General features: G+C 33.5%; 9 protein-coding genes. 5 read left to right on the top strand and 4 right to left on the bottom strand.

Annotation, left to right across the window (positions count from 1 at the left end):
• Positions 1-88: 88 nt before the first annotated feature.
• Complete coding sequence (locus C1I91_RS24440; protein WP_128215251.1) at positions 89-982, bottom strand: helix-turn-helix domain-containing protein; 894 nt, start codon at positions 980-982, stop codon at positions 89-91.
• A gap of 331 nt (positions 983-1,313) precedes the next feature.
• Between C1I91_RS24440 and C1I91_RS24435 the strand changes: the two genes are divergently transcribed.
• The 4 genes from C1I91_RS24435 to C1I91_RS24420 all read left to right on the top strand — a co-directional run bounded on the left by C1I91_RS24435 (position 1,314) and on the right by C1I91_RS24420 (position 6,564).
• On the top strand, positions 1,314-3,587 hold the full coding sequence (locus C1I91_RS24435) for a glycoside hydrolase family 127 protein (RefSeq protein ID WP_128215250.1): 2,274 nt from the start codon (positions 1,314-1,316) through the stop codon (positions 3,585-3,587).
• 281 nt (positions 3,588-3,868) lie between these two features.
• The gene (locus tag C1I91_RS24430) at positions 3,869-4,573 is read left to right on the top strand and encodes an FAD-dependent oxidoreductase (RefSeq protein WP_128215249.1); all 705 of its coding nucleotides are present in this window, start codon (positions 3,869-3,871) and stop codon (positions 4,571-4,573) included.
• A 154-nt stretch (positions 4,574-4,727) separates the two neighbouring features.
• The gene (locus C1I91_RS24425) at positions 4,728-5,873 is read left to right on the top strand and encodes a pyridoxal-phosphate-dependent aminotransferase family protein (protein WP_128215248.1); all 1,146 of its coding nucleotides are present in this window, start codon (positions 4,728-4,730) and stop codon (positions 5,871-5,873) included.
• Positions 5,874-6,030: 157 nt separating this feature from the next.
• Positions 6,031-6,564, top strand: a complete 534-nt coding sequence (locus C1I91_RS24420) for an ECF transporter S component (RefSeq protein ID WP_128215247.1) — start codon at positions 6,031-6,033, stop codon at positions 6,562-6,564.
• A 221-nt stretch (positions 6,565-6,785) separates the two neighbouring features.
• On the opposite strand, the gene C1I91_RS24415 is transcribed toward C1I91_RS24420, so the two are convergent.
• From C1I91_RS24415 to C1I91_RS24405, 3 genes are all read right to left on the bottom strand, one after another.
• Positions 6,786-8,750 (bottom strand): cellulase family glycosylhydrolase, encoded by a 1,965-nt coding sequence (locus tag C1I91_RS24415; RefSeq protein ID WP_128215246.1) that lies wholly within the window; start codon positions 8,748-8,750, stop codon positions 6,786-6,788.
• A 194-nt stretch (positions 8,751-8,944) separates the two neighbouring features.
• The gene (locus C1I91_RS24410; RefSeq protein WP_238475885.1) at positions 8,945-10,168 is read right to left on the bottom strand and encodes a glycoside hydrolase family 5 protein; all 1,224 of its coding nucleotides are present in this window, start codon (positions 10,166-10,168) and stop codon (positions 8,945-8,947) included.
• 847 nt (positions 10,169-11,015) lie between these two features.
• Positions 11,016-11,927 (bottom strand): LysR family transcriptional regulator, encoded by a 912-nt coding sequence (locus C1I91_RS24405; protein ID WP_128215245.1) that lies wholly within the window; start codon positions 11,925-11,927, stop codon positions 11,016-11,018.
• 182 nt (positions 11,928-12,109) lie between these two features.
• Between C1I91_RS24405 and prdC the strand changes: the two genes are divergently transcribed.
• Positions 12,110-13,405 (top strand): proline reductase-associated electron transfer protein PrdC, encoded by a 1,296-nt coding sequence (gene prdC / locus C1I91_RS24400; protein ID WP_128215244.1) that lies wholly within the window; start codon positions 12,110-12,112, stop codon positions 13,403-13,405.
• The last annotated feature ends 310 nt before the right edge of the window (positions 13,406-13,715 follow it).

Here is a 13,715-nt window from a genome sequence, read left to right as displayed (position 1 = left end):
TATGCATTCGAAAAGGCAGATGCGCAAAAAAATTATATTTGGCAGATATGGAAAAAAGTCCGCTAAAGATAATCATTTTAACGAACTTTTATACATTATTAATAAAGGTCATATTATAAGCATTTCTAAATTGCTTTGGAGTTAAGTTTTCATATTTCTTAAATAGCTTAAGAAAGTATTTTTCATCAATGAAGCCTAATTCTTCAGCGATTTCTTTTATATTTAAGCTTGAGTTGCATAATAGCTGTTTGGCTTTGGATATTCTTAAGTTATTTATATATTGCTGCATACTCATCCCCATTCTTTTCTTAAAATAACGAGCTAGATATTCTTTGGAAAAGTTGAATTCATAAGATACATTTTGCAGTGATATATTTTGAGTTATATGAATCTTTATCCATTGCAATATTTCAGGTAATATGTCTTCATCCTTAGCATTCTTAACAGAAGAATCAAAGTTTAACAGGACCTGTTCAGTGACTTCTATTAAGAGGGAGGTAAGGTTATAGTTTACACTGTGACTGGTATAATACGTTGATTGCGATAGATGCATCAGTTGCCTGAATAACACATTTATTCTGTCTAAATTTAAGTTCCTTGATATGGTAGGAATAAGTACACTTGAGTTTAAACCATTAAAATAAGGATTACTTTTAGCCATAGATATCTCAGTCATAGCTTCCTCATGATTATAAAGTGTACAATCGTCATTACAATAAAAATGGAGCCAAAAGAAGGAGGTTCCTTTTTCCGAATAGTCATATCCTTTATGGTTACGATATGGTTCTAATAGTAATAATTCCCCTTCCTTTAATTCATACTTTTCATCATCTTGTTCTATATACATAGTTCCCTTATTCATTATAATAAGCTCATAGTTGTCTATGGTTCTCTCCATATGTAACCATTTACTATCAGAAGTGAAGTTACCACAATTAGAGAAAATTAAAGGAGAACTAATATCAGCTTTTAGATATTTCATTGGTCAATTTTCGCCACCTTTTGTTAATATAGTCTACCGACAAGGGATTTTTATTGTGTCATAGTAGTATTGTACAGTGTATTAATTTGTTTGTAAAACTAATATAGTGCACCTTTTAATATTTAAGAAACAATAGACTTTATCCTAAGGTATAGGTGCTGTTGGAGAATTTCATATAGCATCTTCTGTATAACCAGTAAATTTTAATTATATTTTTCGACATAGTCTATAGTTAATAGGATATAACTTATTCTTATAGTATTGAAGTGAGACAGCACATAGAGAATAGAAAGTTACTAATGAAATATTTTTAAAGGGAGTTGAGATATTTATGGAAAAAGTGCAATTACTAGATGGTATATTTAAACAATCTCAAGAGAAAGGCAAAGAATATCTTATTTATTTAGATGCGGATAGACTTTTAGCACCTTGCTATGAAGCGATAGGAAAAAAACCTAAGAAGCCTAGATATGGTGGATGGGAGTCAAAACCTATAAGTGGACATTCACTAGGGCATTTTTTATCAGCCTTAGCTACTATGTACGTGGAAGATAAGGATGAGAGATTAAATGATAAGCTTAAGTACGCGGTATCTGAACTTGCATATCTACAGAGCCTAGATGAGGAAGGATATGTTAGTGGCTTTCCAAAAGATTGTTTCGTAAAGGTTTTTAGTGGAGACTTTAATGTTAATAGATTTGAGCTTGGTGACAGCTGGGTTCCTTGGTATAGCATTAATAAGATTTTTGCTGGACTTATAGATGCTTATGTATTTACAGGTAATGAACAAGCACTTGAAGTAGTTAAGAAACTTTCTGATTGGGCTAAAAAAGGAACTGACAATCTTACAGAGGAACAATTTGATAAGATGTTATATTGTGAGCATGGTGGTATGTGTGAAGCCATGGCAAAACTTTATGAGATTACTAAAAATGAAGACTATCTGCAATTAGCTAAGCGATTTTATCACAAGGAAACTTTAGTTCCTTTAACTGAACTTCAGGATGAGCTAGAAGGAAAGCATGCTAATACTCAGATACCAAAGGTTATAGGTGCTTCAAAGTTATATGAGCTTACAGGAGAAGAAAAATACAAAAATGCTGCTAAGTACTTTTGGAAGGTAGTTACTAAGAGTCGTTCTTATGCAATAGGAGGAAATAGTATAGATGAACATTTTGGAAAGCCAAGCACAGAAAGATTAGGGGTTACTACAGCTGAAACCTGTAACACTTATAATATGCTAAAGCTTACAGAACATCTATTTGCTTGGGAGCATGAGGCTGACTATATTGACTACTATGAAAATGCTCTATACAATCATATACTTGCCTCTCAAGATCCAGAGTCAGGTATGAAGACTTACTTTGTATCCACTCAGCCAGGACATTTTAAGGTTTATTGCTCACCGGACAATTCTTTTTGGTGTTGTACAGGAACTGGAATGGAGAATCCAGGAAGATACACAAGGAATATATACTATAGAGAAGAGGATAAGCTTTTCATAAATCTATATATTGCTTCAAGAATACAGTTAGAGGATAATGGGATAGTTTTAAGACAAGAGACTAAGTTTCCTGAAAAAGATAAAACAACACTTATATTTGAAGAAGCAGAAGAAAAGTTCATGACTATAAATATAAGAGTTCCTTACTGGGTAAGTGGAGAAGTTAAAGTAGTTGTAAACGGCAAAGAAGAGTATACAGGTTCAGAAATGGGATATATAGCTATAGAAGGCAATTGGAGAAAAGGCGATGTTATAGAAGTATCCCTGCCTATGAATGTGCATGTGTATACATCAAAGGATGATTCTCATAAAATAGCCTTTATGTATGGACCTTTAGTACTTGCAGGAGCACTTGGAAGAGAAAACTTTCCAGAGACAGATATTTTGGATGATCATTTGAAGTTAAACCACTATCCAGGAATTGCGGTTTCCGCCTTAGTGACAGATGAATTTGAAAATTGTATAAAGCCAGTTGAAGGTACTAGCTTGAACTTTGAAACTGAAGCCATAGCAGAGCCTGGACATAAAAAATATACTTTGATTCCTTTTTACATGCTTCATCATCAGAGATACACAATTTATTGGACAAGAATGACACCAGAAGAATATAAAAAAGCACAGCTTACTGAAATGGACTATGAAGAAAGCTTAAACAAAGTAACGATAGATCAAGTTAATCCAAATGAACAGCAGCCAGAAATAGAACATAAGCTAAAACAGGAAAATTCAAGCTCTGATTATTCTAGTGAAGCTGGAAAGGGCTGGCGTCAAGCTATGGACGGAGGATATTTTAGCTATGAGATGAATGTAAGAAGTGATGGTGAAGTATACTTAGCAGTGACTTATTGGGGTGAAGATAAGGAATGTTTCATTAATGGATCAAGATATGTTAGAGAATTTGGAATTTATGTAGATGGAACTTTGATAGCAGAGGAACTATTAAATGCTAGCAATCCACAAACCTTATTTAATAAGTTCTATCCTATACCAAAGAGTCTAACTGAAGGAAAGTCAAAGGTTGAAGTCAAGTTCTTATCAAGTAAAGAAAAGATTGCAGGAAGAGTATTTGGAGTAAGGATTACCACAAGTAATGAAGTATAAACAATAATCCTAAGCATAGCTAAAACAATAATTTAAAGTAAAGACTAAAACTCAGGATTTTCACGAGCTTTTAGTCTTTTGTATTTATAAATATAAAATCAAGTTATCAGTAAGATATACAAACTTTTATATGATAGTCATCCTATGCTAAAACACTATAGTGAAAGCTAGATAATTAGCTTGTAATATAATATATTAATAAGCTTTTTGTAAACTCAATTGACGGTGAGTAGATATAGTGTTATTATTAAATGAGAGTTATTATCAATGAGGTGAAATATATGATAAAACATAATATAAAAGTAATAGATATTGTTAATGAAGCAAAGGGAACTAAAACTTATTATTTTGAAAGGCCAGAAGGCTTTAATTGGCAAGAAGGTGCACATACCCATATTGCCCATGTTGGTTTTGATGCTGGTGAAAAGCCTAATAGGGATTTGGTTAGACATATGTCCATAATGACTTTGCCTAGTGAGGGTAAAATTGGGATTACAACAAGATTTCCAAGTTCTCCTTCTCAGTATAAAAGTAAATTAGCTGAACTGAAAATAGGGGATGAAGTGGTATTATTCAAACTAGGCTCTGTATTGACTTTGAGACGTGAAAATAGACCTGTTATTCTACTTTCCATGGGAGTAGGAATTGCAGCCATGAGACCTATTATCCTCTCATATAAAAATGATAAAACTAATGTACCTTATGTTATAAATGTAAATGTAGATTCATCGAAAGAATTTATTTATAGAGATGAGTTAGATAAGCTACAAGACGAAGATTATAATAATCATTGGGTAAGATCTAGGAAAGAATTTTATGAGAAGCTTGAACAATTGGTTGAAACAGAAGATGCTATCTATTATATAGTTGGAAGTTATTTATTTGATAAGGATGTAATACAAAGATTAGTTGGAAAGAATGTTAAGGCTGAAAATATCTTAATAGACAAGAAAGATTGGTCAATAGGGGAATTTTTAGAGAACTAGTTAGGCATTATAATATAAGAACTATATTTCATTACGTTTTGACTATAATAAATGATGATTATGAAGTGAATTGTATCGATACAATTCACTTTTTTAGTTTTTTATGATATTTTATTAATATTATAAATTCGGAAGAAAATAGGAGGTATTGTTGATGAATGATAAATTTGTCTATGCGCCAGGTCCTACTAGTGTGAGAGAAAACGTGAGATTAGAGAGGGCAAAGGCCACTACAAATCCAGATGTTGACGAAGAATTCGTAGAATTTTACAAGAATACTTGTGATAAGATTGGGAAGATAATAAAAACCGAAAACCCAGTATACATATTAAGCGGAGAAGGAATTTTAGGCTTAGAAGCAGCCTGTGCATCTCTTACTGAACCTGGAGATAGAGTGCTTGTATTGGACAATGGCATCTATGGAAGAGGATTTAAAGATTTTGTTGAAATGTATGGAGGTGAAGGAGTACTTTTTTCAGATGAATACAACAAAGCTATAGATATAAATAAACTAAATGAATTCTTAGATAAGGATCATAACTTTAAGTATGCAACTATAGTTCATTGCGATACTCCTACAGGTGTTCTGAATGATTTGTCTAAAATATGTCCTCTGTTAAATGAGTATGGCATATTAACTGTTGTAGATTCTGTTTCAGCTATGGCAGGCGAGGATATAAGAGTGGATAAGTGGAAGATTGATATAGCTTTAGGTGGATCACAGAAAGCTTTTTCAGCACCAGCTGGACTTACTATGGTTAGCGTCAGTGAGAAAGCTAAATCAGCTATGAATAATAGAAAAACTCCTATAACAGGATTTTATTGTAACTTGACCATCTGGGAAAACTACTATAAAGACAAATGGTTTCCATACACTATGCCTATAAGTGATATTATGGGTCTAAGTAAAGCTGCAGATAATATTTTGGAAGAAGGCATTGAAAATGTCCTTAGAAGACATGAAAGATGTGCAAATGCAGTAAGAAAGGCTATAAGAGAATATGGGCTAGAGTTATTTTTATCTGATGGATATTCAAACACCGTTACGGCTGTAAGAATACCAGAAAATATAGGGGCATTAAAACTTAAAGAGCATATGTTGAAAAGTTACAATACTTTAATAATAACTTCACTGAAACCATATTATAATGAAATCTTAAGAATAGGTCATATGGGAGAGAATGCTCGTGAAGATAAGTTAGTTTATGCTCTAAGTATAATTGATAAAGGCTTAAAAGATTTAGGTTTTGAAACAGACAAAAACTTGGTGAGCTTATATAATCAGTATTTAACTGAGTAATTAAAAATCATATATTATTAAGATATTTGTATACCCTGTTGAAATTAAGTGGTCAGTAATCCGATTCTTAAACGAGCTTTATCATATAGCATATCCTTCATGACTACCTAATTTCAATAACAATAATAAAAATAGTAAATAAAGGTGGGGCAAGATAATGGAAATAAATAGAGAGAAAAGTAGATTTACAACCAAATACTTGGTGCAGACAGCGCTACTAATAGCATTGTTTTTTGTAGCAACTTCCTTAATTAAGATTAGATTACCTTTTGTATCTAATGGGGGGCTAGTTCATCTTGGAACTGCAATGTTATTTATAACTGCAATAGTATTTGGAAAGGAAAAAGGAGCCATAGCAGGGGCTATAGGTATGGCAATCTTTGATTTGTCTTCAGGCTGGGCTCTATGGGCACCATTTACTTTTGTAGTAAGAGGAGTTATGGGCTACATGGTAGGAGCTATAGCTTGGAGTGGAAAGAAAGAAGGCAATAGTATTGTGTTAAATATTGCTGCCATTATTTTATCTGGAATCTGGATGATATTTGGATATTACATTACTGAGGGAGTTCTTTACGGAAATTGGGTAGCACCAGTGCAATCAATACCAGGAAATGTTACTCAAATTGTTATAGGTTTAGTATTTGGGTTACCTATTGCTAAGATATTAAAGAGATATGCTAAATATATATAAGAATAAACTACCAATACGAAATCTATATCCAAAACTTATCTGAATTTTGAGAGAAGAATTTGGATATATAAATTGTATTACGAAGTAGTACATCTATATCTTAAAAAGCAATGAAAATATAAAGCTCTAGCAGCAAGTGATCAACTAATTGCTAGAGCTTTAATTTTTAATTTTAATAATAACTTTAGTGAATTTTTTACAAAAGTCTAAATTACATTAATTTAAGGTTCTACTCCATATTTTAATACTCCGGAAAGGTAGCCTGTAACCTTGTTCCAATCTGCATAAGCAGTTGAACTAGAGTTGAAGGAATAGTCTCCAGTTTGAGTATAGTTACTCCAATCAACTTTAGAGACTCTAACTTGAATTTCTACGCTTTGACCAGCTGCAAGAGTACCTGCACCACTAGTGAAGCCTATTTCAACGTAAGAATCTGCACCAGTCTTTGCTGTTGATAACTTACCAAAGGTTCCAGTAACATTGCTTGAGCCTACTGTAGACCAATCGCAGAAGAAGTTTTGTGCTTTATCTGTATCTGCAGTGTAGTAGTAACGTATCTTTACATTTGATAAAGTTATAGAAGATGTACTTGTATTTGTAAGCTTCAATTTTGGATTAAGTGTATTGGAAGAAGCCACTGTAGTACCATTGAATTCTTGTATTTTTATACTTGCAGATTGATCTGAGGAATCTATTATATTTATTCCCATAACAGGATCATTACCTGCGCTAAAATCAAAGGTAAGATTTGTAGTACCAATTGGCTGTTTAGCAAGATAATTTTTAGATATAGTTACAGTATTGCTTGAAACAGTATAGTCTGTACCTGCTACCAATACTGTTGAGCCGTTAGATATTGAATTTAAGGTATTTCCATTTAAGCTCATAGTTACAGATATATCAGTTTGAGCGGAAGCTTTTACATCGAAGGTAGCTGTGGTAGGGGTAATTGTAGAACTTGGAGATATTGTTGTACCTATGCCGCTCATTATAGCATCAATAATACCTTGCTGAGTTACAGCATTGGTAGATCTATTAAATAATCCAAAGCCATATGCACCATTATAACCATTGTCCCAATATACTGGAACAGCACTATACTGTTTTGCTGTAGAGCATACTGCTTTTGCAAAGATAGCACGATAAGTGTTGTTAGTTGAATCAGCACTAGTTTTATCTACTGAGCCATATTCGCCTAGTACAACTGGGTATCCTTGAGTTACAAACTTGTCGTACATAGATTTTAATTGAGCTGTCAAATAATCTTCTTGGCCCCAAGTTGATTTTCTTGAGCTATTGGTAGAGGTTGCTCCCCACTGAGTTATTGTTCCAGATTCTTCTCCACAGAAATCCCAAGGAGAATAGTAGTGAGCGGAAAGCATTATTCTCTTTTCTGAAGCAGGAATTGTAGCTGATCTATAATTGTCTGTAGGAAGTGCAAAACCGTAGTTACCTACTGTATAGTCAATGTTTGTGTTCCAACCAGGTATAAGCAGCCATCTTGCGCTGTTATTGCCGCCAGTTTGTCTTACAGTATCAACAAAGATTTGATTGTAGGCGTTTACATTTGAATAGTAATTAGGGTTAGGTGCACCATAGGTACCATCAAACTCTTCATTCATAGACTCAAATATCAAGCGTTCATTGTAATTTACGAAAGTATTTGCGATTTGCTGCCATACTTTTTGATATTTAGCTTTAATAGTGGTTTGGTCGCTTGAATCGCATAATAGCCATGAACCACTAACAGATTTGTAACCATCACCATGCATATTAATGATTACATATAAGCCTTCGCTGTAAGCATAATCTACCACTTCTTTTACTCTAGCAAGCCAAGTTGGATTAACAGTGTAATCAGGAGCATTTCCTATTGTGTTTAAATAAGAAACTGGAATACGTATTGTTTTAAAACCAGCAGCTTTCACCTTCTGAATTAATGCTTTAGTTATCGTTGGATTGCCCCAAGCAGTTTCACTAGGGGTACCGCTGTTATTTGCTTCAAGCTGGTTGCCTAAGTTCCAGCCTGCACCCATTGAGGAAACAATTTGAGAAGAATTTAATTGCGTAAAATCACTGGTTAAAGTAGTAGCTGCATGAGCCACTACCCCCCAGCTAGGAACAACATTTGCTAATAAGAAAGCCACAACCAGTAGGAATAGTTTTGATGATTTAACTTTTGACATAATAAAACATACCTCCTATTTTCTTTTTAGACTCTATTTAAGTACCATAATATAGCCTTTTTTTATTGAACTAAAATTTGTATGATAATATAAATTGTCCATTTTTTATTCACATAGTTGTAATGCATAAAGGTATAGTTGATTTAGAGACTTTATAAACACTATTTAAAAAGTAAGCAAAGTTGAAAGGTACATTAGTTGCCATTAATACCACTCATTATAGCGTTGATGATTCCTTGTTGAGTTACAGTGTTATTGGATCTGTTGAATAGACCGAAGCCGTACTGACTGTTGTAGCCGTTGTCCCAGTATACAGGAACTGAACCATATTTTTTTGCAGTAGAGCATACAGCTTTTGCAAAAGCAGCACGATAGGTATTGTTTGTTGAATCTGCACTTGTCTTATCTACTGAACCATATTCGCCTATTACTACTGGATAACCTTGGGTTACAAACTTATCATACATTGATTTAAATTCAGAGTTTAAATAGTCTTCTTGTCCCCAAGTTGACTTCTTTGAAGTGTTTGTAGCAGTTGCTCCCCATTGAGTTATATTGCCTGATTCTTCACCACAGAAATCCCAAGGTGAATAATAATGTACGGAAATCATTATTCTTTTTTCTGAACTAGGTACAGTTGATGATCTGTAAGTATCCTTAGGTAGAGCAAAGCCGTAGTTTCCAGCGGTGTAGTCAATGTTTGTATTCCAGCCAGGAATAAGAAGCCATCTTGCACTGTTATTACCACCAGTTTGTCTTACTGTATCAACAAAAATTTGATTATAAGCATTTATATTTGAGTAATAAGTGGTGTTAGGTGTGCCATAAGTTCCATCAAATTCTTCATTCATTGATTCAAAAATGAGATGTTCATTATAATTTACAAAGGTATTAGCTATTTGCTGCCAAGCCTTTTGATATTTAGTTTTAATAGTAGCTTGGTCACTTGAATCGCAGATAAGCCATGAACCACTTACTGACTTATAACCATCACCATGCATGTTAATGATTACATATAAGCCTTGGCTATAAGCGTAGTCAACTACTTGTTTTACTCTAGACAACCAAGTTGGATCGATAGTGTAATTAGGTGCACTACCTATTGCTTTTAAGTAAGATACAGGTATACGGATAGTCTTAAAGCCAGCAGCTTTAACTTTTTGGATTAAGGCTTGAGTAACCGTTGGGTTGCCCCAGGCAGTTTCACTAGGAGTACCATTGTTATTTGCTTCAAGTTGATTACCTAAGTTCCAACCTGCGCCCATAGCTGAAACAATTTGAGAGGAGCTAAGTTGCTTGAAATCAGAAGTCAATGAAGGTGCAGCCTTTGCTACAGTAGTCCAATTAGGCATAGCACTGGTAAATAAAAATGCCATTGCTAATAGAAGTGGTCTAAAGGATTTTATTTTAGAAATCATAATATATTACCTCCAAGTTTTATTTTTTTGCTTTATTAAGGTGCCTTGTTGAAATTAAGTGGTCAGTCATCCTATGCTTAAATGAGCTTGCGCAAAGTTACTAATAGCCCGCTCCTGTAGCATCTCTTTCATGATTACTTAAATTCAACAATATTCCTAAACATAGCTTGTTTTTATATCTGTGTATACTTAGAAAATAAGATTGTCTATGCTAAAGCGCGAGAAGTTAGAATAGTGCCTTTTAGCAACTACGAAAAATAACGTTAATTTATTAATATAGCAAGGGATGGTCTATTGTTTTTAAGTAATAGATTTCAAGTATGGAATTTGTTATGCTAAAAATAGATGTACTAATATAAAAAATATATATACCTTTAAGTTAGCTGAAAAATACTTTAAGAATCGCTTACATATTTGTACTTTATTAATAATTAGTTTATCTTTGGATTAAAAGTTAAATCGGTGTCTAAGAAGATTGTTGGAATTAAAAAGATAATAATAGAGTTAAATTAATAAGTTTAAATTGAGAAATTTGAAAAATAAAATAAATATTATTAATAGAAGTGTGTAAGGTTTATTGAAAATTAGAAAGAATAATCATAAAATATTGCTATTTTATTACTTTGACAATTGCAATTAATGTTACGTAAGAGCTTGCCTATGTTTCACCTCCCTTTATTTTTTTAGATATAATTACTAGTTTTGATACTATACTTACATAATATAGAAAATTTCACCTGATGTAAATAGCAAATTTAATAAAATTTATGTTAAAAACTCTCGATAAATTTATCGAGAGTTTAGAGTGTTATTTTGTATTAAAGTTACCACTTGAAGGCCCTCTAAATCAGTTTCCAACTTTCCTTTCTGATACTGATGTTGTATTTGAATCTTTTGAGATAATTTTTTTTGAGTATTCTATAAACTTTTTAGAAGCGGGAGAAACCTGTTTTAAGGACTTAATTCCTATTCCTAGACTTCTAAAAGAATAGGGTTCAAGAGGTAAGGAGGTAACTTGGTTTGACCATTCTTGAATTATAAGTTTAGGAAGTATGCTGATACCAAGATGGTTTGCAACCATTGATATTATAGCGTAGTCATCTGTTGAAGAAAACCTTATGTATGGTGTAACTTTTGCCTTGGTCAGTGCTAAATGAATGTCAGAGTCAATTCCCTGAGCAGAGATGATAAAAGGTTGATTTTGAAAAGCTGAAATTGAATAGGCTCCACTACTTGGTATAGGAGAGTCTTTTGGCAGTATGGCCATCAGTGGATCAACTTGTAGGGATACCCAATCAAAGCTTTGGGAATCTCTTTGGCTACAGAACCCAAAGTCTACTGTGCTGTTTTCAATCCAAGATTCTATTTCATCTATTCCGCCCTCTTTCATATGAATATCAATGTTAGGAAAATCCTTTTGAAATTCATAGATAATCTTAGGAAGCCAGCTTATAGCAATGCTTGAATAGGTTCCTATGGTAATTGAGCCTGTTACTAAGCCATTTATGCCGTTAATGGTTTGTTCTAGTCGAGAATTGTCTGAAAGTAGCTGTCTTATAAGAGGTTCAATTCTCTTTCCGTTGTCAGTAAGAGATACTCCTTTTCTAGTTCTAATAAACAATGAAAACCCCAATTCAGTTTCTAAGCTTTTTATTATGTGACTCACGCCAGACTGAGTATATCCCAGCTTATCTCCACTTATTGTAAAGCTACCTGTTTCAGCCACATCAGCAAAAAGCTCATATTTTTTAAGATCCAATAAATGCCCCCTCCTTGAATTTTTATGTGATTGTTTTCATGACAAAATTTAATGTCTAGCATGGAAAAGTGTAATTTTACTATTTCTATAATATGTATTATTATATTGAAAAAGCAATAACAATACAATAATATACATTAATTACTTTATACGGAATAGAGTTTAGTGAAAGGGGGTATGGCATGGAGTATTATAATTTTCCGCTTAAGCAACATATAGGTGTAGCTTCGCTTCCTTTGGTTAAGGTAGGACAGTTTGTAAGGCGAGGACAACTCATTGGGGAGAAACCCAAAGGAAACTTGGGAAGCAATATTTATTCCAGTATTGATGGCAAAGTTACGACAGTAACCACTGAATATATTGAGATTGAGAAAAGCTGTGAAAGTAGCCATGATAAGTATATAAGGTTGAAAGCTGAAGATCCACTGGAGCTAATAGAGGAAGCAGGAATTGTTGGTCTAGGTGGAGCAGGGTTTCCTACATATGCAAAGCTTTCAAAACCACTTAAGCTAGGTGGTACAGTTATAGTTAATGCCGCTGAATGTGAACCAATTTTGAGCCACAATATTTTAAGCATTGAGAAGAAAGCAGAGAAGATAATCAGAGGACTCCAAATAGCCATGAAGATTACTAATGCGGAGCATGGAGTGGTGGCTATAAAAGAAAAAAATACAAAAGCTGTAGAAGCTTTAAAAGAAGCTACTTCCAATCATTCTATTGAGATAAGTCTTCTTTCAGATATGTATCCCATGGGTGAAGAGAGAGCTATTATCAGGGAAGTAAAGGGAAAACTACTTGAGGTTAACCAGCTTCCCTTTGAAATAAATAGTATAGTTATAAATGCAGAAACTGCCTACAGGATCTATGAAGCGGTTGATGAGAAGAAACCGTTAATTGATAAGGACATTACAGTAGCAGGCAAGTTAAAGGGAGAGCTGATTCAAGTATTTGAAGATGTTCCTATTGGTACAAAGGTCAAAAGCCTTATAGATAAAGCTGGAGGATGCCAGTCAGAATACGGGGAAATAATTATGGGAGGACCATTTACTGGAAAGCGAACATCTTTAGAGGCAGCAGTAGTAAAGACTACTGGGGGAATTATTGTTACTGAAACATTCCTAAAGGGGCCTGATAAACTTGGACTTTTAGTATGTGCTTGTGGAGAAGATAAAGAAAGATTGCTTGAGATGGCAGAATCTATGGGCTCAGAAGTTGTAGGAATTGAATATTGTAAACATGCAAAGCAAGTGAAGCAAGGTTACAAATGCGAAAATCCAGGAATATGTCCAGGACAAGTACAGAAGGTAATGGCATTGAAGAAAGCAGGAGCAAAAGCAATTTTAATAAGCAACTGTTCTGATTGCACTAACACAGTAATGTCCTGTGCTCCAAAGCTTGAACTGCAAGTGCATCATTGTACTGATAGTGCACTTAGAGCAGTAAATCACAGACTTATAAGAAAACTTAAAAGCAGTTAAAGGTATAAAGGTGTACCACTTCAATTAGTAAGATATTTTAAATCACCTCTAGATTATGAGGGGAGGTAATTTAAAATACAACTTCTATTGGAGTGGTATATATTTTTAGAAAAAGTTAGTTTGTTTGATTAAAATTCATCTAAAGATACACTACTTAGCACCAGGACTTATCAAGATTAATCTTCATGGATTTATCTATACAACTTTCTTTTAAGGAATTAATACAAATTATGATTTTGTTAGAATATTTGATTTATAAATACAAAAATAAATTAAGCAATAGGCATAAAATACTAAGAAAATAGGGGGC

Origin of the sequence: Clostridium manihotivorum, assembly GCF_004015185.1 — a bacterium.
In the GTDB taxonomy this organism is placed as follows: Bacteria; Bacillota; Clostridia; order Clostridiales; family Clostridiaceae; genus Clostridium_AR; species Clostridium_AR manihotivorum.
This window is presented reverse-complemented; position numbering and strand designations above follow the sequence as displayed.